Annotated in this window: 19 protein-coding genes; 7 read left to right on the top strand and 12 right to left on the bottom strand. The window is 61.4% G+C overall.

What is annotated here, in order from left to right; all coding sequences use genetic code 11:
• The first annotated feature begins 118 nt into the window (after positions 1-118).
• Positions 119-1,099, top strand: coding sequence for a LysR family transcriptional regulator (locus tag U862_RS0108710; protein ID WP_025110042.1), 981 nt, complete (start codon positions 119-121; stop codon positions 1,097-1,099).
• 176 nt (positions 1,100-1,275) lie between these two features.
• Entirely contained in the window at positions 1,276-1,794 is a 519-nt protein-coding gene (locus tag U862_RS0108705) for a GNAT family N-acetyltransferase (RefSeq protein ID WP_025110041.1), read from the top strand.
• A gap of 1 nt (position 1,795) precedes the next feature.
• Here the strand turns inward: U862_RS0108705 and U862_RS0108700 are convergent, their stop codons facing one another.
• The 4 genes from U862_RS0108700 to U862_RS0108685 form a co-directional block, all read right to left on the bottom strand.
• The gene (locus tag U862_RS0108700) at positions 1,796-2,488 is read right to left on the bottom strand and encodes an aspartate/glutamate racemase family protein (protein ID WP_025110040.1); all 693 of its coding nucleotides are present in this window, start codon (positions 2,486-2,488) and stop codon (positions 1,796-1,798) included.
• A gap of 147 nt (positions 2,489-2,635) precedes the next feature.
• On the bottom strand, positions 2,636-3,604 hold the full coding sequence (locus U862_RS0108695) for a hypothetical protein (RefSeq protein WP_025110039.1): 969 nt from the start codon (positions 3,602-3,604) through the stop codon (positions 2,636-2,638).
• Between the two features lie 186 nt (positions 3,605-3,790).
• Entirely contained in the window at positions 3,791-4,720 is a 930-nt protein-coding gene (locus U862_RS0108690; protein WP_025110038.1) for a hypothetical protein, read from the bottom strand.
• A gap of 66 nt (positions 4,721-4,786) precedes the next feature.
• A complete protein-coding gene (locus U862_RS0108685; protein ID WP_025110037.1) occupies positions 4,787-6,175 on the bottom strand; it encodes a hypothetical protein in 1,389 nt (462 codons plus the stop codon).
• Between the two features lie 211 nt (positions 6,176-6,386).
• On the opposite strand from U862_RS0108685, the gene U862_RS0108680 reads away from it, so the two are divergent.
• Complete coding sequence (locus U862_RS0108680) at positions 6,387-6,878, top strand: hypothetical protein (protein WP_025110036.1); 492 nt, start codon at positions 6,387-6,389, stop codon at positions 6,876-6,878.
• 130 nt (positions 6,879-7,008) lie between these two features.
• Here the strand turns inward: U862_RS0108680 and U862_RS0108675 are convergent, their stop codons facing one another.
• Complete coding sequence (locus U862_RS0108675; RefSeq protein WP_025110035.1) at positions 7,009-7,230, bottom strand: hypothetical protein; 222 nt, start codon at positions 7,228-7,230, stop codon at positions 7,009-7,011.
• Between the two features lie 15 nt (positions 7,231-7,245).
• Positions 7,246-8,673, bottom strand: a complete 1,428-nt coding sequence (gene ccoN, locus U862_RS0108670) for a cytochrome-c oxidase, cbb3-type subunit I (protein ID WP_025110034.1) — start codon at positions 8,671-8,673, stop codon at positions 7,246-7,248.
• A 290-nt stretch (positions 8,674-8,963) separates the two neighbouring features.
• Between ccoN and U862_RS0108665 the strand changes: the two genes are divergently transcribed.
• The 3 genes from U862_RS0108665 (at position 8,964) to U862_RS0108655 (ending at position 12,271) form a co-directional block, all read left to right on the top strand.
• A complete protein-coding gene (locus U862_RS0108665) occupies positions 8,964-10,637 on the top strand; it encodes a nitrite/sulfite reductase (RefSeq protein WP_025110033.1) in 1,674 nt (557 codons plus the stop codon).
• Positions 10,634-11,113, top strand: coding sequence for a DUF934 domain-containing protein (locus tag U862_RS0108660; RefSeq protein ID WP_025110032.1), 480 nt, complete (start codon positions 10,634-10,636; stop codon positions 11,111-11,113). The genes U862_RS0108665 and U862_RS0108660 overlap by 4 nt, the downstream gene beginning before the upstream one ends.
• A 183-nt stretch (positions 11,114-11,296) precedes the next feature.
• Entirely contained in the window at positions 11,297-12,271 is a 975-nt protein-coding gene (locus U862_RS0108655) for a hypothetical protein (RefSeq protein ID WP_025110031.1), read from the top strand.
• Positions 12,272-12,415: 144 nt separating this feature from the next.
• On the opposite strand, the gene U862_RS0108650 is transcribed toward U862_RS0108655, so the two are convergent.
• Complete coding sequence (locus tag U862_RS0108650) at positions 12,416-14,773, bottom strand: tetratricopeptide repeat protein (RefSeq protein WP_025110030.1); 2,358 nt, start codon at positions 14,771-14,773, stop codon at positions 12,416-12,418.
• 216 nt (positions 14,774-14,989) lie between these two features.
• On the opposite strand from U862_RS0108650, the gene U862_RS0108645 reads away from it, so the two are divergent.
• Positions 14,990-15,667, top strand: coding sequence for a DUF3313 domain-containing protein (locus U862_RS0108645; RefSeq protein ID WP_025110029.1), 678 nt, complete (start codon positions 14,990-14,992; stop codon positions 15,665-15,667).
• Between the two features lie 106 nt (positions 15,668-15,773).
• Here the strand turns inward: U862_RS0108645 and U862_RS0108640 are convergent, their stop codons facing one another.
• The 5 genes from U862_RS0108640 to U862_RS0108620 all read right to left on the bottom strand — a co-directional run bounded on the left by U862_RS0108640 (position 15,774) and on the right by U862_RS0108620 (position 24,090).
• Complete coding sequence (locus U862_RS0108640; protein WP_025110028.1) at positions 15,774-18,278, bottom strand: fused MFS/spermidine synthase; 2,505 nt, start codon at positions 18,276-18,278, stop codon at positions 15,774-15,776.
• Positions 18,279-18,470: 192 nt separating this feature from the next.
• Positions 18,471-20,060 carry an arylsulfatase gene (locus U862_RS0108635; RefSeq protein ID WP_025110027.1) on the bottom strand — a complete coding sequence of 530 codons (1,590 nt, stop codon included), beginning with the start codon at positions 20,058-20,060 and terminating at the stop codon, positions 18,471-18,473.
• Positions 20,061-20,132: 72 nt separating this feature from the next.
• Positions 20,133-21,155, bottom strand: coding sequence for an HAD family phosphatase (locus U862_RS0108630; protein WP_025110026.1), 1,023 nt, complete (start codon positions 21,153-21,155; stop codon positions 20,133-20,135).
• On the bottom strand, positions 21,152-22,513 hold the full coding sequence (locus tag U862_RS0108625) for a BatD family protein (RefSeq protein WP_025110025.1): 1,362 nt from the start codon (positions 22,511-22,513) through the stop codon (positions 21,152-21,154). Before U862_RS0108625 ends, U862_RS0108630 begins: the two co-directional genes overlap by 4 nt.
• Positions 22,510-24,090 (bottom strand): VWA domain-containing protein, encoded by a 1,581-nt coding sequence (locus U862_RS0108620; protein WP_025110024.1) that lies wholly within the window; start codon positions 24,088-24,090, stop codon positions 22,510-22,512. The genes U862_RS0108625 and U862_RS0108620 overlap by 4 nt, the downstream gene beginning before the upstream one ends.

Genomic DNA, 24,090 nt, shown 5'->3' with positions numbered 1-24,090 from the left:
GAAAGCGGTGTGGCATTCAACGGACACGCTGGCAGGCATGGCCCCTTCGCGAGCAAGCCCGCTCCCACAGTAGAACCGTGGTGTTTTTCAAAATACAAAGATCGACAGGGAGTCATCGATGTCATTCACCGAACCCGCAGGACGACAGGGTAGCCCCGATTATCGCTGGGCACAGGGCGAGCGCGAGCCTTGGCTGGCGCAAGCTGCGACCATCGATGCCGACGTCGCGCAATATTTTCTGGTCAGTGCTCGCTGTGGCTGCTTCATGCAGGCGGCGCGCAGCCTCAACGTGCGTTCGACCTTGCTGCGCAAGCAACTGGCGCAGCTTGAACAAGAACTGCAGCACTCGCTGTTCAGCTTTCAGGGCAGTGCCCTGAGCCTGACCCGCGAGGGCCTGCAACTTCAGGCGCAACTGGTGGCACTGGCCCACGAGCGCAAACTGCCGGTGGTCGAGCAGCCGCTGGTGCGTCTGGCCGTCGCCGAGTCAATCCTGCATGACATCCTCGGTCGCGACCTGATCGCGCTGTTGCGCCGCAACGCCAGCGTGCGCCTGGAAATCATCGCGCTGGACAGCGAACTGGCGCTGCGCGCGGTCAGCGCCGACGTGGTGCTGTGGCTGGCCCACGGCGAAACCCCCAATCCCGGCCCGACCTTCGCCACCAGTCAGCCACAGGCACTGGCGCACCTGGATTACCTGCCGCACATCGCCAAACGCTATTCGCGCGTCACCGCGCGCCCGGCCAGTGCCGACGACCTGAGCGATTTCATGCTGGTGCAATGGCAACACGACCGGCAGATCGACAGCTTCCGGCCGTGGAATGAGCTGGTCGAACAGCGCCTCGCTGGCGTGGTCCAGATGCAGTCCTATGAGCTGATGCTGGAAATGATCCGCTGCAGCGCCTGCATCGGTTTGCTGCCGGCGTACATGAGCCGCTTCGATCGCGGGCTGACTGCGCTGCCGGGGCTGTTTGACGAGCCGATGCGGTTACAGGCGTGGCTGGCGGTCAATGTTGAATCGCGAGACGTCGGCGAAGTGCAGACCCTGGTCGAACTGATCCAGCGCACCTTCAACGAACGCCACGAATGGTTCCAGAGCTGAACACATAACCCCTGTGGGAGCGGGCTTGCTCGCGAAGGCGTCAGCACATTCAATATCTGCGACACCTGGCACACCGCTTTCGCGAGCAAGCCCGCTCCCACAGTCTGGGACCTCGCCAAATAGATGACTGGCAGTTTAGAGTGTCTGGCCACACATCGATCCAGGAAGGATCCGCCATGCCCGACTACAACCCCGCCATCACCCTCGAACGGTTCAACGAATCGCACCTGGAGTCTGTCACCGCGCTGTACAACGATCCGGCCGTGACCCGCCAGGTGTTGCAGATGCCGTTTCAATCCACTGAGATCTGGCGTCAGCGGTTGCTGGCGGAGAACGAGCGGATGCTCAAACTGGTGGCGCTGCATCAGGGCGCGGTGGTCGGTCATCTCGGGCTGGAAAACTATTCGCGGATTCGCCGTGCGCACGCCGGCAGTATCGGCATGGCGGTCGCTGTGGCATGGCAGGGCAAGGGTGTCGGTTCGAAACTGCTGGCGGCGGCGCTGGACGTCGCCGACAACTGGATGAATTTGCACCGGGTCGAACTCTCGGTCTACGCCGACAATGAGGCGGCCATCGGTCTCTACCGCAAGTTCGGTTTCGAGAACGAAGGCCTGTTCCGTGACTACGCCGTGCGCGACGGGCAATGGGTCGACACCCTGAGCATGGCCCGCCTGCGCACGCGCGGCCAAGTCTGACTCAGTCGTCCAGGGCGAACGCCACCGCCGACTGCGCATGCAGCTCGGTGGTGTCGAGCAGGGGCAGGGCGCTGTGTTGGGGTTTGACCAGCAGGCCGATTTCCGTGCAGCCGAGGATGATCGCCTGGGCGCCGCGCGCGGTCAGTGATTCGATCACTGTTTGATAGATTTTGCGCGACTCGTCACTGATCACCCCGACGCACAACTCGTCGTAGATGATCCGGTGCACGTCCTGGCGCTCGGCGTCGTCCGGCACCAGTACCGTCAAACCCTTGGCAATCAGACGCTGCTTGAGAAACGCCTGCTCCATGGTGAACGCGGTGCCGAGCAAACCAACCGTGTGCGCATCGATGTCCAACGCTGCCTGCGCCGCCGGTTCGGCGATGTGCAGGAACGGGATGCTGATCGCCGCCTGAATCTGTTCCGCCACCTTGTGCATGGTGTTGGTACACAGCACCACGCATTGCGCGCCGCCGACCTCCAGCCTGCGCGCCGCATCCACCAGAATCGCCGCCGCATCATCCCAGCGCCCGGCATGCTGAGCCTGTTCGACCGGGCCGAAATCGACGCTGTGCATCAGCAGTTGCGCCGAACGCAGCGGGCCGAGGCGATCGCGGACTTGTTGATTGATGAGGCGATAGTATTCGGCGCTGGACTCCCAGCTCATGCCGCCGATCAGGCCGATGGTGCGCATTGAAATTCCTCTGGCTTGGACCTGGAACGAACAACCAGGTCTGCACAGAGTGTCCATTTGTTCATCGAAGGACGCCAGCGCAAATCAGCTGTACCGCCAATCCTTCTGCCAGGTGTAACGGTGCCGTTTGCCATAAACCGCCGCTGTTCATTGGGTAACCACTTGATCCGCTGGCGCGAACGTAAAGCTCGCCGCTGCCCCGTTATTGGCGGAGGGTGTCAACCGAATGATGGGCACGAGAATTTTCGGATTGGTCGAGTTATAGAAGTCGCGCTGGTTGTATTGCGCGTCCGCCAGGCCGGCGTTAGCGCCTCCGTAAACATAGAAAAACGCCATGATGGGAAATCGGTTGGGGGGAAAACTCGAAGCACATGATTTTGCCGGGTCGGAGGAGACCGGATCGCACCAGGTTTTTATCAGCAACTCATTGTGTTCATTGTAGCCAGTGACATTTGCAAACGCCCTGGCGCGCACGGATTGATAGAACGCCGGGCCCGCCAGCTGATTGCGCTCGTCGCTGACGTCAAAGCCACATTGGCGCTGGTTTCGGTTGCCTCCCGCTATCGTCCAGACCGCGTACCATTGTTCTGCGGTGGTGACACCGGCGTTCTGACAGAGCTGACTTTGCACCGGATAGCTCGGGTGGGCAGCGCACACGGCGTCAGTCCGCCGTGTCCAGGTCCAGGCATCGTACGGATAGGCACACAGATAATCGAGGTCGAGCTTGTCTTGGGGGGACTCAAAGATCGGATAAACAATGTAGCCGTTGCCATTGCCCCAGGCGAGTCGGCCGAAGTCGGCATCCTGGCGCAGGTAGGAAAATGACACGCCTCCACTGGTCACGGATGTCGGGCTTGGGTCCCAAACCTTGTATTTGTTGGAGGGATCCTTGACCGTTACCCTCAGGGTCACACCGGAGCACAGGAACGCTGGTTGGGAGTCGCTCTTGTTGCAGTTGGGAAATTTTCGCCCGTAAAGCGTATTGAGCTGAGTGGCGATGGCCGGGCCGTTGAGCAACTCAACACCACTGACGCCGATGGCCACCGGCGGTTGAGTGGCGGTCTGCGTGCAACCCATCAGTAATGCAATAAAAAGCGCTGCGGCGATTGTTCTCATGATCAAACCCTTGCCTGAAGTGGGGATTGCATTTGTCAGTTGAAAAACTTGGTCAAGCGTTACGGCGCAGGTTCAGGCAACGGCTCGACAGATTGCGGGGGGGCGCGAAGGGCAGTGCCATGCAGAGATTGAGCAACGCAATTACGGTGAAACCTGATCGTTTTCGCCCGTTTTTTTGTTGCAATTTCATTGAGCCACCGCCTGATCTGCTGCCGAGTAGGTGAAGGTCGCCGGTGCTGCGGCGCTGGCTGCAGGCGTCAGGCGAATAATGGGGACGACGATTTTCGGGTTGGTCGAGTTATAGAAGTCGCGCTGGTTGTACTGCGCGTCCGCCAGGCCGGCATTGGTGCCGCCGGCGATGAAAAAGAACGCCATGATCGGCAGAGCGTTGGCCTGCCCGGCAGCCCAGATGCGAATGACAATTTCATTTTGTTGACCAAACCCGGTGGCGCCCAGCAAGGTCTTGGCTCTGAGCGATTGATAGAATGCCGGGCCGGCGAGGTGATCTCGTTCATCCCTGACATCGAACCCGCATTGCCGCAGGTTTTTGTTTTCGTAGGAGACGTCCCATGCCGTCTTGGCCTGTTCGCCGGTAAAGACCCCCGCCAGATGGCAGGCCTGGCTGACATTCGGGTATTGGGGCGTCGGACCACAGACGGAGGTAGTGCTGCGACTCCAGGTCCAGGCATCCATGGGGTAGGAGCACAACACCTTCAGATGCAGTTTGCCAGGGGGCTGCTCAAGGAATGGATAGAGGATGTAGCCATTGCCGTAACCCCAGGCCAGGCGCCCGAAATTGGCATCCTGGCGCAAATAAGAGTAGGAAACGCCGCCACTTTTCACCGAGGCCGGACTCGGGTCCCAGACCTTGTATAGGCCTGCCGGGTCCCTGGCGGTGACTCGCAAGGTGACTCCGGAACAGAGAAAAGCTGGCTGCGATTCGCTCTTGTTGCAATTGGGAAACTGCCGCCCATACAGCGTGTTGAGATGCGAGGCGATTTGTGGGCCGTTGAGCGCGTGAGCATCGCGTGTTCCGATTGCCGCTGGCGGTTGAACGGCTGTCTGCGAGCATCCCAGCAGTAACGTAATGAACAGTGACGTTGCCAATTTACGCATGTGCAGATCCTTGCCGCAGACAGCGGCGGATTCGCTTCAATAATTTGCAAGTCGACTGCCAGCCCTTTACAGCGTCACTCGCAGGTACCAGGAAAAAATAATGGGTTCGCCCGCGCCCGTCTTTCTGAGGGTGTAATTGAACAGACCGAGTTTTCCCTTGTTCGGCGTGATCCAGTTCGACGGGACCGCGACGTTGGTATAGGACGGCTGGGTGATGTCGAATTCCTCGCTGTCGTAGCGAGTCGCTCCAACGGTCAGCGATATTCTTATTTTGTAAGCACCGTCCAGCGTCGGGTAGTAGGCCCTCAGGTTGTCCTTGGCTGCATTCAGCGTCGGTTCTGGCAGGTGATGCTTTTGTCTGGTAATGGTTATGTTCAGCGCCCTGGATGGGAGATCAACCGTGGTGCCCGGTAACCGGACGGTGTAGGACACCTCGGCGCCGCTGCCAACGGTGTCGACCACTTCTTCGCGTGGCAGCCGAAACTGCAGCGTCTGGCCGACAGCCGTGACGGTCTGAATCTCGCTGACATAAGTGGAATTGCGACCTTTCCAATAAACCTTGACCGATTGCCCCGGTGCCGATCCGGTGTAATTCACTTCGACGGTCGCATACTGGGCGTCATAGAAGTCTTGAACAAAATTCAGCACGGTGCCGTTGGCCTCTCTGGCTTCGAGCACTGTGGGGGCAAGCAGATCCAGCACCGGTTGACGAATATGCACATCGACCAAGGTGGTCGCCGACCAGATCGCCTGTGGCCCCGAGGAGTTGCCGAGCAGGTCGGTGACGCGAAAACGCAAGGCGAACCGGGCATTGTCCTGCCAGAAGTCATTGGTGTTCAGCGTGATCACCACTTGACCGGCGGCAGCCTGCGCCTCGGTCACGGGATGCTGGTTATTGCGCCCGTCAAGATCGACAGTGATGACGTCCCCCGCCCGCATGTAGACATAGCGCAGCGTCACATCAACACCTTGTGCCGCACGCGCTGCATCGATGCCATTGGCGATGACATCGGCCGGCAGGGTCATCAGCAAGTTCGGATTATTGCCGCCCCCGGCGATCTCTCCACCGGGGCGAGGTGTATGAAAAAGCACGCGTAATGGCAATGAAGTTTCGGGCATCGGTTGCGCGATCCGCGTCACCCGCAGGAACAGCAGGTTGATTCCATCCCTCAGCAAGGACGCATCAAAACTCATGCTGAACCGTTGATTCAGCTCCGTCTGCCTGATGGTTTGTGCGGCAATAATGGTTTGCGACTCGTTGAGCAGTAGTTGAGCACTGTCATCCAGGCTCTGGTTGATCCAGGGATCAACGAGAACCCGGATAAGTCCATTGGTGACCAGCGCGAGCGGAATCCCGCCGTGCGGATTCAGCGGATGCTGGATTGGTGAAACCCATCCCGGAACGAGTACCGGGTCGATCGTCAGCAATTGACTGTCGTTGTTTTGGCTGGCCATTTCGTCCGCTCCGCAAAGGTTGCTCTCTGGAGGCATCTAAAACCTTCGCGTACGACTTGCCTACTGTCAGATCTGACAGGTGGCCGCATAAAAGACCCACCGTCCGTCGCCCCAGCCTGAGTTGAGACCGACCGGCATTCGAGGTTTTACGCGCACTGGCGTGTTGATCTGTCACTATGGGTTTCGCAGGCTCTCCCCGAGGAACGTACCGATGAACGACGTACAACAACTGGGCGAAATGCTTCGTCACTATGCCGAGAGTGAAGCGCACAAGAAGCAACTGTTCGAAACCCAGTCGCAGGCGTGGTCGGCCCGGATCACCGAGCTGTTCGGCCATATCCAGCAATGGCTGGAACCGGTGCAGGCACCGAATCTGCTGGAGGTGAGCCGCGAGGCTTACGTCGCGTTCGGGCCGAGTACGCCGGTGGAGACCTCGACCTTCAAGACCGAGAAACTGAGCATCGTGATTGCCGGTAAACCGGTGGAATTCGTGCCGGACGTGATGGGCAGCGCCGGGCAGATTTCCCTGGCGGTGATGGGCTTGACGGCGGCGCGCTATGGCAGCATTTCGCTGGTGGGGCTGCCGAGCGGCGAGTGGCAGTGGCGCAAGACCAACGGCTTGAAGGATCCGGACACGTTCGTGTTCGATGCGGATTTCCTCGCGCAGCAGCTGCAGAGCCTGATCCCGCGCGATCGTAACTAGACATCAAGGACTTGCAAATTCCCCTGGTGGGAGCGGGCTTGCTCGCGAAAGCGGTGTGTCATTCAACATTTCGGTGACTGATCAGACGCTTTCGCGAGCAAGCCCGCTCCCACAGGGGCAGATGGCAGTTCTACATTTGCAGGTTGATCCAGCCTGGTTTCGCCTCTTCCGGTGCCACCGCTTTCACGGTCTTGCCGGTCGCCAGCTCCACCCGCCGCGCCACCTCCGGATCATCGGCAAACGGCACCATGCTCGCATCATCCAGGCTCTCTGAAGTCTGATGGCGCAGGCAGTACTCCACCGCTAGCCACAGAAACACCACCCCCAGCACATTCAAGAAAATTTCGAACATCATCAGCTCCCTGACTCAGGCGATCTGCGCCTGGCTGCGCGCCAGCGACACTTCGGCTACCCGCACCGTGCGCCACACGTTGTAGGCCATCAGCAGCATCCCGGTGAGGAAGAACACCCCGCCGGCAAAGCGCACGATGAACCCCGGATGACTGGCCTGCAGCGCTTCGACGAACGAATAGGTCAGCGTGCCGTCCTCGTTGATCGCGCGCCACATCAGGCCCTGGGTGATGCCGTTGACCCACATCGACGCGATGTACAACACCGTGCCGATGGTCGCCAGCCAGAAGTGCAGGTTGATCAGCGGCGTGCTGAACATCTGCTCGCGACCAAAGACTTTCGGCACCATGTGATAGGTCGCGCCGAAGGTGATCATCGCCACCCAGCCCAGCGCCCCGGCGTGGACGTGGCCGATGGTCCAGTCGGTGTAGTGGGAGAGGGCGTTGACGGTCTTGATCGCCATCATCGGGCCTTCGAAGGTCGACATGCCGTAGAACGCCAGCGACAGCACCAGAAAGCGCAGGATCGGGTCGGTGCGCAACTTATGCCAGGCGCCGGACAAGGTCATCATGCCGTTGATCATCCCGCCCCAGCTCGGGGCCAGGAGGATCAGCGACATCGCCATGCCGAGTGACTGTGCCCAGTCCGGCAGCGCGGTGTAGTGCAGATGGTGCGGGCCGGCCCAGATGTACAGGGTGATCAGCGCCCAGAAGTGCACGATCGACAACCGGTACGAATACACAGGACGGTTGACCTGTTTGGGCACGAAGTAATACATCATCCCGAGGAACCCGGTGGTCAGGAAGAATCCCACCGCGTTGTGCCCGTACCACCATTGCACCATGGCGTCGGTCGCCCCGGAATACACCGGATAGGACTTGAACCAGTCCACCGGGATCGACAGGTGATTGACCACGTGCAGCATGGCGATCACCAGAATGAATGCGCCAAAGAACCAGTTGCCGACGTAGATATGTTTGGTTTTGCGCTGCACCACGGTGGTGAAAAACACGATGGCGTAGGCGACCCAGACCACTGCCATCCACACCGCACCGGAGAATTCGATCTCGGCGTATTCCTTGGTGGTGGTGTAGCCCATCGGCAGGGTGATCAGCATGACCACGATCACCGACTGCCAGCCCCAGAAGGTGAAGGCTGCGAGCTTGTCCGAGTACAGCCGTACCTGGCAGGTACGCTGCACCGCGTAGTAACTGGCGGCGAATTGCGCGCTGCCGGCAAAGCCGAAAATCACCAGGCTGGTGTGCAGTGGCCGCAAACGGCCGAAGGTGGTCCACGGCAGGTCGAGATTCATGTCCGGCCACACCAGTTGCGAGGCGATCCATACCCCCATCGCCATGCCCACGACACCCCAGAAAACCGTCGCGATAACGAATTGGCGGACGACCTTGTAGTTATAAGCCTGTCCGATTGTTGCTGTGCTCATGGTCAGTTCATCCACGGTTGCAAAGTCTTGCCAGGCCACCCGGTCTGGCATGCACTGCACTGTAGGAACACCGTCAGAAACAAAACAGGCTCAGGAATCTTTCATTTGTACGGATCAGATTGAAGTGCTGCCTGCGGCCATCTGCCGCGCCCTGATACGGTTTTTATCGTTTCAGGTGAATCTGTTGCGTGCTGCGCCGTTCGTCCATAGTCAGGAAAAATCCTGTGGGAGCGGGCTTGCTCGCTCCCACAGTTTGAGTACGCGTTCAAACCTGATGGGGTAGCCGCTGCATGTATCAATACGATGATTACGACCGGGCGCTGGTGTTCGAGCGCGTTGCGCAGTTCCGCGATCAGGTCGAGCGCTTCATGGCCGGGGAGTTGAGCGAGGAGGAGTTCCTGCCGCTGCGTCTGCAGAATGGCCTGTACATGCAAAAGCACGCGTACATGCTGCGAGTCGCCATTCCCTACGGCACCCTGAGTGCCGAACAGATGCGTACCCTGGCGAGCATCGCCGCCGATTACGATCGCGGTTACGGCCACTTCACCACTCGGCAGAACCTGCAATTCAACTGGATCGAACTGAGCGAAGTGCCGGACATTCTCGAACGTCTGGCGCAGGTCAACATGCACGCGATCCAGACCTCCGGCAACTGCGTGCGCAACATCACCACCGAGGCCTTCGCCGGGGTCGCAGCGGACGAGATGATCGACCCGCGTCCGCTGGCAGAAATCCTTCGGCAGTGGTCGACGATCAACCCGGAATTCCTCTTCCTGCCGCGCAAGTTCAAGATCGCCATCTGCTCGGCCAGGCAGGATCGCGCGGCAATCATGATGCATGACATCGGCCTGTATCTTTACCCGGGGCGCGAGGGACAAATGCTCCTGCGGGTGATCGTTGGCGGCGGGTTGGGGCGCACGCCGATTCTGGGTCTGCAGATTCGCGAAGGCTTGCCATGGCAGCATCTGTTGTCCTACGTCGAGGCGATCCTGCGGGTCTACAACCGCCACGGCCGGCGTGACAACAAGTACAAGGCGCGGATCAAGATTCTGGTCAAGGCGTTGGGCATCGAGGCGTTCGCCCGGGAAGTCGAAGAGGAATGGCAACACCTCAAGGACGGCCCGGCGCAGTTGACCGACGCTGAGTACGAGCGCGTCGCCAGTGCGTTCGTGCCGCCGATCTACCACACCCTGGCCGACACCGATCTGGATTTCGGCACGCGCCTGGCCGAGAGCCCGGCGTTCGCTCGCTGGGTCGCGCGCAACGTGCAGCCGCACAAGAAACCCGGCTACACCAGCGTGGTGCTGTCGACCAAACCGGGTCTGGCCGCGCCACCGGGCGATGTCACCGGGTTGCAGATGCTGGCCGTCGCCGACTGGTCGGAGCGCTTCGGTTTTGGCGAGATCCGCATTGCCCATGAGCAGAACATCGTCCTGCCCGATGTGCAAAAGTCTGACCTGTATCAACTCTGGCAACTGGCCTGCGAGCGCGGTCTGGGCAGTGCCAACGTCGGCCTGCTGACCGACATCATCGCCTGCCCGGGCGGCGATTTCTGTGCGCTGGCCAACGCCAAGTCGATCCCGATAGCCCAGGCGATTCAGGCGCGATTCGACAACCTCGATTACCTGCACGATCTGGGCGACATCAGCCTGAACATCTCCGGCTGCATGAACGCCTGCGGTCACCACCACATCGGCAATATCGGCATCCTCGGCGTCGACAAGAATGGCAGCGAGTGGTACCAGATCACCGTTGGCGGTGCGCAGGGCAAGCACAGCGCATTGGGCAAAGTCATCGGCCCGTCGTTCAGCGCCGCCGAAGTACCGCAGGTGATCGAGCGGATCATCGGCACCTTCGTGCGTTACCGCGAAAGCGAGGAGCTGTTTGTCGACACCGTGGCGCGCATTGGCCTGGAGCCGTTCAAGGAGCGGGTCTACCCGAAAGCGCTGGAGGTGACGGCATGAACAATCTGCTGCGGTTGGAGCAGGGTGTCGCGCGGCGGGTCGAGGACGATCCGTGGACGCTGGTCCGCGAGCCGGAGCAAGACCGTCCGCAAGGGTTGCTGGTACTGCCGCTGGCGCACTGGCTGCAATCGCCCTCGACCCACGCGGTGTGGCTGGGGCCGGACGATGAGGTTGAAAGTGTGGTGCCGTGGCTGGCCTCGCTGCCATTGATTGCCCTGGACTTCCCGAGCTTTCGCGACGGTCGCGCTTATAGTCAGGCGTATCTGTTGCGCAGCCGTTTTGGCTGGGCCGGGGAGTTGCGCGCGATTGGTGATGTGTTGCGTGATCAGCTCAGCCACATGCGCCAGTGCGGGTTCGACAGCTTTGCGGTGCGTGAGGACAAGTCGGCTGAAGATGCGTTGAAAGGGCTGGCCGGAATGAGTGTGCTGTATGGGCGCTCGGTGATCGAACCACGTCCGCTGTTCCGCAGACGCTGAAGATTCTGTGGCGAGGGAACACGCGCCCTCGCCACAGGTGTTTGGCATTGCGCGCGCAGGGGAAACCCTTAGATCCTGCGCTATTCCCGGATTTTCCCTTGGGTCGATGCTGGCCTTTTGGTAGAGTCCCCGTCGCCAGCGGGTTTTCGGCTGGACGATGGAACGAAGAAGGGAGTCAGGGTAGTGAGCGCGGGCAAAAAGATTTTGGGCCTCACGGCGTTGCTGTTGATGCTGACGCTGTGGGCCAGTTACTTCTATGTGATCAAGGAAAACCGCGACGGCCAGTTGGGCGGCGCCGGTGAAAGCACCGCGTGGTGCGGCACGCCGCCGTCCACCGAAGCGGCGCTGTTGGGCAAGGATCAACTGACCTTGCGCGTGACCAACAACCTGCGCGGCGAGTTCATGCTCAGTGGCTCGCTGGTGGTCTCCGAACGCACTTTCAACCGCTATGACCTGGGCCGCAACGAACTGCGCCTGCGTCTGGAACCCTTGCAGTGGTCGTACGGCGTCACGCCGATCTTCCTTGAACAGGTCAAGGTCCAACCGCTGAGCCGCAACCTCGCTTCGCCGACCAAGAGCGCTTATGCCGAGCTTGAGCCGCGGCCGATCGGCGTACAGGGTCAGGTCACCGAATTCCCCTTCGACACCTATCGCTACGGCTACAAGCCGGTGCTGTATTACCTCAAGGGCAGCGAGCGCATCGACCTGCGCTTCAAGAACATCACCACGCTGATGGAGATGTCCAACACCTTCACGCCCATCCAGAAGTACAACCGCGTCGAGTACATCAACGAAAAAAACTCGATGATCCGCGACGAGGACTACAAGGCCTACGGCCCGCACGAATGCGCGTTCAGCGTCGAGCGCAAAGGCTCGTTCAAGGTCGTGGTGCTGTTGTTGCTGTTGGTGCTGTGCCTGCCATTGCTGCACGTGTTCTATCGCGATGAGCCGGGGATCGACTTCCTCGCCACCCTGGTCGCGATTGCCGTGGTGCGCGTGGTGCTGGTGGGGCCGGTGCAGGACTTCCAGTTGTACAACATCGACTTCCTGTTTGGCGCGGCGATCCTGCTGGTGGGCTCGGTGTCGCTGATCAAGGCGATGCGCGCCAACAGCCGACGGGAGATGGCGTTGAAGAGCGGGGCGACGTCTTCGTGGTAGTCCGCGCAGTATCAGACTCACGCTGACCTTGTGGGAGCGAGCCTGCTCGCGAAGGCGATCATTCAGCCAACATCCCTGGCGACTGATGTACCGCATTCGCGAGCGGGCTCGCTCCCACAAGGGGGGGCGGTGGGTTCTGATCGGTCACTTCAGCGCCGGATCGCCCATGTTCATCTTCTTCCAGCCCTGCAACAGCACCTGCGCCTTCGGCTCATGGCCGTTCTCCAGGTAGTACTGGATCAGCGACAGCCGCGCATTGCGGTTTGCCGGTTGTACCTTGAGCAGACGCTCCAGCACTTCACACGCTTCATCGACCTTGCCGCTGTCGTGCAACGCCACCGCCAGCACATAACCGTACTGCGCGTTCTGCGGTTCCAGCTGCACGGCTTTGTGCAGTGCGCTCATGGCCTCGGTGGTCTTGCCAGCGCGAATCAGTGACAGGCCACGGGTGTGTTGCAACAGTGCCGCATCCGGGTGCGCCTTGAGGCTGTCATCCAGCAGTGTCTGCGCTTCCTGCCCACGGCCACTGGCCTCCAGCCATTGCACCAGTGTCACCAGCGCCGGGTAGAAATCCGGATCACGTTGCAGTGCGCTGCGCAGCAAGCCTTCGACTTCACCACTGCGGCCACTGGCCTGATAGAGCATCGCCAGATTCAGGTTGGCTTCGGCACGTTCCAGCAGGCTCTTCTGCACCGCCTCGTACTCGGCAATCGCCGCGTCCCAATGGGCTTGTGCGGTGCCAAGGCCGTTGTTGCGGGCCACGCTCAGCAGGTCCCGGGCGACGACGATGCGCACCGCTTTGACCGGGTCATTCAACAGCGGCGTCAGCAGCGGTGCGCGCTCCGGTGGCGGCAGGAAGGCACTGATCGCCCGCACCGCACTTTCACGCACCTGCGGCTCGGGGTTTTTCAGGTCCTGAGTCGCCAGTTTCAATGCGTGTTCACTCGGGTACAGCGGCAGTTCCGCCAGCAGCGTCGCACGCTGGATCGCCGGCAGGTGGCTGCGCTGCAATTGCTCGTACAGCGCGTTGGCGGCGCCGGGCTGGCCATTGCGGATCAGCCACAGGCTTTCGTCATAACGCGGTGCCTGCGGGGTGGCGGAAGCGCTCCACAGCTTGAACTGCGCGGTAATCCTGTCGCCGGCCTTGCCCTGGTGACACGTCAGGCAGGCGTCCGGGGTGCCGAGCTTTTGCGCACGCTCGGGGTTGGGAATGCTGAAACTGTGGTCGTGGCGCAAGTCGTTGCCCATGTAGAACTTGCCGGGCATGTGGCAATCGACGCACTGCGAGCCGGGCTGGCCCATCGCGTGGCGGGTGTGTTCGACGGAGTCGTAATTCTTTGCCAGCAGGCCCTTGCCGTCGACGCCCTCGACGGCGGTCTTGCCGGCGCTGTTGTGGCATTGCAGACAGACCGCGTTGCCCGGGGCCTTGAGTTCGGTGCTGTGCGGGTTGTGGCAATTGCTGCAACGCACGCCCTTGTCGAACATTTTGCTTTGCAGGAACGAGCCGTGTTCGAACACTTCATCCTTGATCTTGCCGTCCAGCGCATACAGTTCGCGGGTGAGGGTGCTCGGCAGGTAGTCGTCCATCAAGCGCTTGCCGACGGTGTAACCATCGCCCAACGGCGCACGGCGCGCATGGCAACGCGCGCAGGTCTCGATCTCGACAGTGGCGTTGTTGTCCTTGAGGTCGACGGCAAAACCCTTGTGGATCAGGTCGTCCTTGTTCTGCGCCCATTCCAGGTGATTCGACGCCGGACCGTGGCAGGCCTGGCAGCCGACGCCGAGACTGTTCCACTGACTATTGAAGGTGTTGCTGGCCGCATCGAAATTGCGTTTGAAACCAGTGGTGTGGCACTCGACGCACATGAAGTTGGCGTTCTGGCTCGGCTTGCTCCAGTGCAGCGGATTCTTGAAGTTCACGCCCTGGCCGGGGTAGAGATGAAACCAGCGGTGCTGCTCGGTATCCCACGCCACGCCGAGCGCCTGCAAGCGGCCTTGGCCGACCTCGATCAGGTACTGCTGCAGGGGCGCGATACCGAAGGTGTAGGCGACTTTGAAGTCGGCGTTCTTGCCGTCGATGCCGGGCGTGTTGACCCAGAATTCGTCGCCCTTGCGCGAGAAACGAGTGGTCTCGTTCTCGGCCTTGAAGGTGATGTTATTGAAGTCGCCGAGCACGCTGTCGGCATGGGCGGCCTGCATCGCCAATTGGTGGTGCGAGCCTTGCCAGTCCTTGACCTGCTCGGTGTGGCAGCCCTGGCATGGTTGCTCGTCGACCAGGGTCGCGGTTTTGCGCGCCACCGGCAGTGGTTTGGCGACAACAGCTGCCGGCGCGCTGACCGGCAAGGCTTTGAGCGGGGCCGGCGCGGGGCTGAACAGAAACCAGCCGATAGCGGCCACGGCTGCCAGCAGTACGCCGATGGTGACGGGAAACAGGTAACGGGAAAGGAACGGTCGGGACGAATCAGGATCAGGCTGTACGATTTTATTTTTATGCTTGGGCATTACGACTTCCATGGTCCAGGTGCATTTGCCATCTGGCGTGCGTTCAAGCTCGATGCAGCTTTGCCGGATGCTCGGCTCCTGTCAAATGACGGTTGTGATCAGCCGCGCAGCCTGAGTTGAATTTTGTGCTTTCGAATCGCAATTGCCGGGGTTTTAGCTATACCTGTAACTCCCCCCAATCCAAAAAGTTTCTGGCCTTCTGACAGGAGTTACAGCATGAAGCTAGCAGTAATGATGGGCACCCTCTGCATTGCCACTCTCGGCGTGGTGGGTTGTTCCAGCAGCACCGTCGCTCCCGACGAGTATTCCGGCTTCCTCAAGGACTACAGCCAACTCAAGGAGGCCAAATCCCCTTCCGGTGCCGAAGTGATGCGCTGGATCGACCCCAAGGTCGACATCAACAAGTTCACCAGTGCCTACATCGAGCCGACTCAGCTCTATCCGAAACCCCAACCGACCGCGAAGATTTCCCAGCAGACGCTCAACGGCATCACTTCCTACTACGATCAGGCACTCAAGCGTGAAATTGGCAAAGACCTGCCGTTGGCCACCGGCCCCGGGCCGGGGGTGATTGTGGTACGTGCGGCGATCACCGCGGTCAGCAGCAAGAATGAAGGCCTGCACGCTTATGAAGTGATCCCGATTGCCCTGGTGGCCGCAGCGGTCAGCACTGCCAGCGGTATCCGCGATCAGGAAACCACTCTGGCCACGGAAGCGGTGTTCCTGGATGGCGCGACCAACAAGGTCGTGGCGCAAGTGGTGCGCAAAGGCACCGGCAAACCGCTGGAAAATGACACGCAGGCGATGAAGGCCTCCGACGTCAAACCGGTGATCGATGGCTGGGCCAATGACATGCATCAGATGTATGTGAAGCTCAAGGCCAACTCCAAATAACGGCTGAAAGCTTCGCGAGCAGGCTCGCTCCCACATTGGCTTTGTGCACGACACAGTTCAGTGTGGGAGCGAGCCTGCTCGCGAAAGCGCTCTATCAGGCGCCGGGTTATTGCCCGGTAAACCAACGGAAGTACGGATTCCCGCCATCCCATCGCATCACTTCACGCATATCCCGCCCCCACGCATCCCGATCACCGTCATACGCATGCAGGCTTGCGCGGTAAAACTGCATCAGGCGCTGACGGTGCGTTTGCATCCGTTCACTGAATCCGGCATCGGCATTGACCAGTGGCGGCGGCTGATAGAGGTCCAGCAGCGCCGGCAGTACCCGGGTGATTTCCTTGCTGCGTACCCACGGCGCGTATTCGATACGTGGCTGATCGTCCGTCACTGCCGGGGCATTCGCGGCGAAGCGCTCAAGGCCCGCGCGATCGGTGACCCAGGTCGCGAGCAACGCGGCGGCCGAGCCGATCCCGACATCCTGCAAAGTGCTGCGCACAGTGTCCTGCTGGAAGCGCTCGGTGATTTTCGCCGCGTCCAGTTCCATCGGTTGCAACGAGCCGACCAGCAGCATCTCGTGGAACTCGCTGGTCCACAGCGAGGCATACGGGAACACGTCGAGGAAGCTGCGCACCAGTGAGCGTGAGTCATCGATGTTCTGCGTCGGCAGCGGCAGCCATTGCGCGACGATGCCTTGTTGCTGCAAGCGGCTGGCCGCCAACTGATAGAAATCCCGCGAGTACAGGTTGACCACACCAGCCGCTGACGGCGGTGGCGGTTCGAGGGTGATCAGGTCGTACGTCTGTTCGCTGCGCAGCAGTTCCTGGCGGCCGTCGCGCAGGCGCACATCTACTGCAGGATCGCTGGCCGCGTTGAAATTGCCTTTGAACAGCGGAGCAGCTTTGACCACTGACGGCAACAGCTCGGCGACTACTCGATGTTCCAGCCCCGGATAGCGCAGCATGGCGCCGGCGGTGATGCCGGTGCCGAAGCCGATCACCAGTGTCGAACGCGGCTCGCCGTTGTGAATCAGCAGCGGCAACAGCGCCTGAATGCGCATGTAGCGCAGCGACGGCATGGCATCGCCGGTGTTGGACACGCCTTGAATGTACAAACGGTGGAACGCGTTTTCGCCACGGCCCTGCGCGACTACCGCCACCGTACCGCCTCGGCCTTCTTCATAGAATGTCAGCGCGCCGTTACGCGCCCCGGGCAGCAGGCTGGCGAGTTTGTCGACTGGCGTCAGCACGGCCAGCGCGACCGACACCAACCCCAGTGCGACCACGGCCTGACGCCGACCTTTCTTGACGTGGTGGCCTTTGCGCACGGCCACGTAGCCGATGCTGGCGGCGATGATCGCCAGCAGACCCAGCGTGCGCACCAACCCCAGCAACGGGATCAGCAGGAAACCGCAGAGCATCACCCCGACGATCCCGCCCAGGGTGTTGAACGCCACGACGGCGCCCACATCACGACCGACATGCCCGTGGCCGACGCTCAGCCGCAGTGCCAGCGGGAAAGCTGCGCCCAGCAACAAGGTCGGCACGAACACAATGCTCAGCGCCGCCACGGCAAAACGTGCGCTCATGCCGACCAGTTCGCTGGCACCCAGACTCAGCAACCACATCTCGGTCTGAGTCTGCGCGAGGATCAGCCAGCGACCGAGCACGGCAATTTCCACCAATGCGACCAACCCGGCACCGGCAATCAACAAACCGAAGACTCCCCACGGATCACGGATGCGCTCGACGCGTCGGGCGAGCAGGGCGCTGCCGAGGAACAGTCCGGTCAGGTAAGTGGCCAGAACCACAGCAAACGCATAGGTGCGGGTGCTCATGAACTGCACGATCGATTGCGACCAGACCACTTCATAGCCCAGCGCCACACCACCGGCGATCGAATACAACCACAGCGCAGTGCGGTCTGCAGCTTTTTCGTTGTGATGTTTGACCGGCGCCGCCACCGCTGTCGGGTGCTGACGCTGCAGCCACAGCGCACCGGCGGCGGCCAGCAGATTGAGCATCGCGGCAAACAGCGCGCTGCCGCGCACGCCGAGGGTGGCGATCAGCACGAATGCGGCGAGCAACGTGCCGACAATCGCGCCCAAGGTGTTGGCGGCGTACAACTGACCGCCGGCCTTGCCCGGATCAGTCGTCAGCGAGCGCACCAGCACCGGCAGGGTGCCGCCCATCAATACGGCGGGGAGGCCGACCAGCGCAAACGGCAACAGCCAGGCGAGCAAACCGACGTGACCTTGCAGCCAGGCAAACCCGCTGGCGGAAACACTCAAGGCAAACGTCGCGCCGACGCCCAGTATTGCCACCAGCACTTCCAGCCCGGCGTAGAGCAGCACCGGTTGCTGCAGGCGATCCGCCCAGCGCCCGAACCACCAGCCACCGATGGCCAGTCCTGCGAAAAACGCGCTGATGCCGGTGGTGATGGCGTAGACCTCGACCCCGACCACCAGCGACAGTTGCTTGATCCACAGCACTTGATACACCAGGGCCGCGGCGCCGGAGACGCACAGCAGCAGGGCGGGAAACAGCAACGCTGCGCTGGCGACTTGCGGGGCGGGTATGGCCGACGGCTTGCTGGCGATACGTGAGGGCATGCGGATTGCCTTATTTCAATTCGGAAATGGCGGTGACGGTGCTGGCCTCTTCGCGAGCAAGCCCGCTCCCACACTGGACTTGGGTTCCCCCTGAATCCCCTGTGGGAGCGAGCCTGCTCGCGAATGAGGCCGACACGGTCCCAAGTCAAAACATGGCCGTCCGCCGCTGAGGGCGGACGACAGTCCAGCGGTTTACTGTGCAGCCGGTGCCGCTTTCATCTTCTCGGCAATCTTGGCGTCTACCGCAGCACGGATCTGGTCGATGCTGAAGCTGGCCGGTTTCTGGCTTGGCGGGTAGTCGATGAAGGTCTGCAGGAAGCCCGCCGCCTTCTGTACCGCTTGCGCCGCCAGGTAAACGTTTTTGGTCTGCCAATCGTAGTACTGATCGGAAACCACGTCGGCGCGCTCGTACGGGTCCATTCTCAGGTTGAGGATCTTCGGTACGCGCAGGCACACGAAGGGTTCGCTCCAGACTCTGAAACCACCCGGTTGACGTTGCTCGCAGAACACCACTTTCCAGTTGCCGAAGCGCATCGATACCAGCACACCGTCATCGTTGAAGTAGTAGAACTCCTTGCGCTCGCCGGCTGGTTGCTGTCCGGTCAGGTACGGCAGTTGGTTGAAACCGTCCAGATGCACCTTGAAGTTGGTGCCACCGGCAGTCGGCGCCCAGCCCTTGAGCAGTTTGTTTTTCACGTCGGCATCGCCTGCCGCTGCAAGCAGTGTCGGAAACCAGTCCATGCCCGAGAACAGTTCGTTGGACACTTCTCCCGGCTTGATCTTGCCCGGCCAGCGAATCATGGCCGGTACGCGATACGCACCTTCCCAGTTGGAGTTTTTCTCGTTGCGGAACGGCGTGGTCGCCGCGTCCGGCCAGGAGAACTGGTTCGGGCCGTTGTCGGTGGTGTAGACGACGATGGTGTTGTCGGCGATTTTCAGGTCATCGATGGTTTTCAGCAGCTTGCCGACGTCGGCATCGTGTTCCAGCATGCCGTCCGCATACTCGTTGCCGGGCATGCCGCTCTGGCCCTTCATCGAATCACGCACATGGGTGAACACGTGCATGCGGGTGGTGTTCATCCAGACGAAGAACGGCTTGTCAGCCTTGGCTTGTTTCTCGATGAACGCCTGCGCGGCGGCGGTGGTTTCGTCGTCGATGGTTTCCATGCGCTTGGTGGTCAGGGCGCCGGTGTCTTCGATCTTGCCGTCGGCGAAGCTGTGGATCACGCCCCGCGGGGTGTTGGCCTTGACGAAATCGGCGTCGTCTTTGGGCCAGTACGGACGCTCAGGTTCTTCCTCGGCATTGAGGTGATACAGGTTGCCGAAGAATTCGTCGAAACCGTGGTTGGTTGGCAGGTATTCATCCTTGTCGCCCAAGTGGTTCTTGCCGAACTGGCCGGTGGCATAACCCAGGCCCTTGAGCGCCTGGGCAATGGTGATGTCACGTTTTTGCAGGCCCACCGGTGCGCCGGGGATACCGACTTTCGACAGACCGGTACGCAATGGCGTCTGCCCGGTGATGAAGGAGGAGCGTCCGGCCGTGCAGCTGTTCTCGGCGTAGTAGTCGGTGAACATCATGCCTTCTTTGGCAATCCGGTCGATGTTCGGGGTCTTGTAGCCCACCACGCCCATGGAATAGGCACTGATGTTGGTCTGGCCGATGTCATCGCCAAAGATCACCAGTATGTTGGGTTTTTCGGCCGCTGTGGCGGTTGCCGACAGCGCCATCACCGAGGTTGCCACCAGGGCGAATTTCGGTAGCCACTTGCGTATGCGAGTCATCTGACTTGCTCCTTTTTGTGGGGGTCGTTTATTGCGACTTACGTTTCTTGCAGTCCTGCATCACGCTTTTTCTTATTGCACCTGCTCGTTTGCCGGTGGATCGAACGGGTAGATCCGGCGCCATTCGGCTGCCATGTCCACCACGGTCCAGCCGCGGGAATTCGCTTCGTCGAGGGCCTTGTCGAGCCTGCCGATGTCTGATTTGCGGTCGTAGGCCCACTCGCGCTTGGCGTCGGTGTGGTGCACCAGGCCCATGAAGCGCTTGCCCGGCCCGGCGGCGGTCCACTGCAGCATCTGCAGGTCGCCGTCAGAATTGCCGAAGGCGAGGATCGGCCGCTTGCCGATCACCGCATCGATACTTTCCGGTTTGCCCGGGCCATCGTCGTTGTGCGCCAGTTTTGGTGTGCGCAGGATCGAGGCTTTGCCGTCCTTGAGCTGGAACGCGGTGACGAACGTGGTGCCGATCACCTGTTCCGGCGGGATGCCGTAGACCTTTTCGGCGAAGGCCCGCATGAAGGCGGTGTCGCCGCCGGAAACGATATAGGTCTTGAAGTCCTGGCTGCGCAGGTAGTCGAGCATTTCCAGCATCGGCTGGAAGATCATTTCGGTGTAGGGCTTGCCGGTCTTCGGGTGGCGCGCCTGACTTAGCCAGGTCTTGGCGTAGTCATCGAAGGCCTCGGTGGTCATGCCGGTGTGGGTAGCGCCGAAAATCTTCAGAATGCCGTCCATACCGGCAGCCGCGAATGCCTTGTGGTCGTTTTCCAGCACCGCCTTGAACGGCTGGGTGGTTTTCCATTCCGGGTGTTGCGGCGCATTGCGTTTGACTTCATCGAGGGCGAACAGCAGCTCGAAATACATCGGCTGCTCACTCCACAGGGTGCCGTCGTTGTCGAAAACGGCAATCCTCTCGGCGGGTTTGACGAAGTCCTTGCCGGACTGGTCGGTGACCGCTCGCACGAATTCGATGATGCTGTTTTTGGCCGGTCCGTCGTTCCATGACGGCAGCGGTTCCGTGGCCTGGGCCAGCAGTGGCAATGCCAGCGCAAACCACAGCGCAAGGCTGAAACGTTGACGGTGCTGTGGCGGGTTGGTCATGGGAAATCCCTTTCGTGGACGGGGTTGAGCGGGCGCAGGGCCGGGACTGGTTTGTGCTGCTGTTGTTCGGCCTGACTGTGAAGCGTAGTCAACGATTGGCGCAGTTGAACGAGTGTTTGTCCGGGTGTCGGTTCGCGACCGTAAAGACCGCGCAACAGGCCTTGCAGGCGCGGGCCGGCATCGACCAGCTTCAGCCCCAGCCGACTGCGTCGCAGCCACAGGTACAGCGCAGTCAATTGCGCCGGTTGTGCTTGCAGTTGTGGCTCGATTTGCTGCCAGGTGAAAGCCGCTGATTGCTCCCAGGCCAGTTGCCGCGCACGCTGGCGTGCCTGCCATTGCTGGTGCGCACGCAGGATGGCCGGGCGTAGCCAGTAACCAGCGCCAATGACGGCCGTGAGCAGCGCCAGCCACAGCAGCCATGCCGTGGAGAAATACAGCCTGTTGCGGCCCAGTTGCTTGAGGTCTTCGGTGATCGAAAACACCTGCTTTTCGGCGCTGGTGGTCGCCGCTTCGAATGTCACCGCCGGCACCTGCGCGGTGCGCGATTGTCGGGTTTTGGCGTCCCACCATTTCACCTCGATGGCGGGCAGGATGTGCATGCCGGTCTTGTCGATGCGGTAGGTGACGCTGTCGATACGCTGGCCGCCGAGCATAGCGCCGCGGCCGTCATCGAGGTTGCTCACTTGCGGGGTTTTCGCATAGCGACTGAGGCCGGCGACATCACCCATCGTCGGCACGGGCAGGGCCATCGCCAGTGCGCCGTCGGCCTGCAAGGTCAGTAGGCGAGTGATGCTGTCGCCGACTTTCAATGGCGTTGCCGAGTTGATCACGCTTTGGGTAAAGCGCACGCCGTTGGCCACCAGCGGAGGTTCTCCGGGTTTGAATCCGGGCGGCTGGGCGGCGCTGAACTGCAGCGGTTGGCTTTGCGCGCTGATTGCAGTGGCGGCCTGCCCCGGCGTTGCGCTGACGGTCAGCGCCGGAATCTCGTAGCGCTGCGCGACATTCGGGGTGATCAGGTAGCTGTAGCGCATGCCGCTGAAGGACTGACCGTCGATGGTCTGGTTCAGGTGCTGCGCCTGGCTGTCGGGCGGCATCACCAGCGCGCCGTCGAGTTTCAAGTCGGGCAGGGTGGCGGCGCTGGTAAACCAGGTGTCGGTGAGTACGTCGACTTGCAGCTCGACCAGGCCGCCGACCATGGTGCCTTCGGCGGGTTGCAGGTGGGCCTGGACTTTGAGTTGGGGGGTGGCTGCAAAGGCATTCAGGCTGAGCAGGCTGGTCAGCAGCAGGGTGCTGATCTTTGCGGCTACTGATCTGACCTCTTCGCGAGCAGGCTCGCTCCCACTGGGGTTCGGGTTCATGGCTTGCCTCCCGCCTGATCCTGCAAGCTGAACTTCTGCTTGAGGAATTTCGCTGGCGAGGTGCTCAGGTTCTGTAGCCACAGCGCATCGGATGCCGCTTGTTCGGTCTCGACCTTTTTGCTGTGGCCCTTGCCCGGCGCCTTGTCGAACTTCACCTCATCCGGCTTGGTCTCGGGGGCGTTTTTGCCGGCGCTGTCGGTGTCCTTGAGCAAGGCCTGCGCCAACGCCAGATTGGCCGTGGCTTCGGGGAACTGCGGTTGCAGTTTCAAGGCCTGGGTGTAGGCGGCAATCGCCTGATCGAACTTGAAGCGCCGCACGTAGATGTTGCCCAGGTAGAAGTAAGCCTGCGGCGTGTCCAGCCGGGCAAAGGTCGCCAGTGCGAGGTCGTAGTCAGAGGCGTGATACGCCGCCACGCCTTTCCAGTACGGATCGACAAACAGCGCCGCCGCTTGCGGCCAGTGCTCATGTTCGAAGGCCCAGCGTCCTTGTTGATCGCGGGTGAAGAATGCATCGGTCAGCGCGTTGGCCTGCGCCGGTGCGGCCGGCCAGCCAAGGCCTGCGGCCAACAGCAGCGCCGGCACCCAGTTGACGCTCCAGCCCTTGCGCACGCCGACCAGTGCCAGCAACAACAGCGGCCAGCACAGCCAGTAACCGGCGTCCTTCCAGTGCAACTCCTGCTGTTCGGCGCTGGCACTCTGGAAGTGCTGTTGGGCGTGCAGTTCGATCCAGTCCAGATCATCGTCGTTGAGAGTCAGGCTGCCCAGCGGCGCGTCGACGGCGGACGCCAATTGCTTGAGCGCCGCCTGATCGAAACTGCCGAGCACCGGGCGCCCGTTGCTGTCGGTTTTCGGCTGGCCATTGGCGCCCTGAATGACCCCGCCGTCCTCGTTGCCGACCGCGAGCACCAGCACTTGCAAAGCGCTGCCGCGCAATTGCTGGTCGAGTCCATCGAGTTGCGCCGCGTCGGCGCCGTCGGTGATCAGCAGCAGCGTGCCGGGCGTTTTTTCGGCGCTGAGCAGGCGCCTGGCTTGCTTGATGACGGCGCTGACGTCCTTGCCCGGTTTATCGATCAGCCCGGTGCCCAGGGCCTGGATAAAGCTGTCGAGCAGCGTCGGATCGTCAGTCGGTGGCAGTACCAGATGCGCGCTGCCGGCATAGGCGATCAACGCGGTGCGGGCGCCGGCGCGGCGCTGGATCAGATTGTGGAGTGTGTGCTTGGCCGCTTCCAGGCGTGTCGGTTGCACGTCACTGGCGTCCATCGACGGTGACAGATCGACGGCCACGATCAGCGGTGCGCGGTTCTCCAGGAAGTCCGGGCGATCCTGCTCCCAGGTCGGCCCGGCCGTCGCGATGGCGCCGAGTATCAGCAGCGCGCACAACCAGTGCACGGGGCGCAGGCGTTGGTGATCCTGCGGGGTGACCAGCAGGTGCGGTAGCAGGTGTTCGGCGATGTTGCCGCGCAGCCGCCGCTGCAGGTCACGGCTGCGGCGCCAGATCAGCGGCAGCAGTGCCGCAAACAAAGCCAGCAACAGCCACAGCGGACGCAGGAAATGCAGGTCACTGAGGTTGATGTCCAT

This window comes from Pseudomonas sp. H1h, assembly GCF_000633255.1.
Taxonomy (GTDB): Bacteria; Pseudomonadota; Gammaproteobacteria; order Pseudomonadales; family Pseudomonadaceae; genus Aquipseudomonas.
Note: the sequence above shows the minus strand (reverse complement) of the source record. Positions and strands in the feature narration are given on the sequence as shown.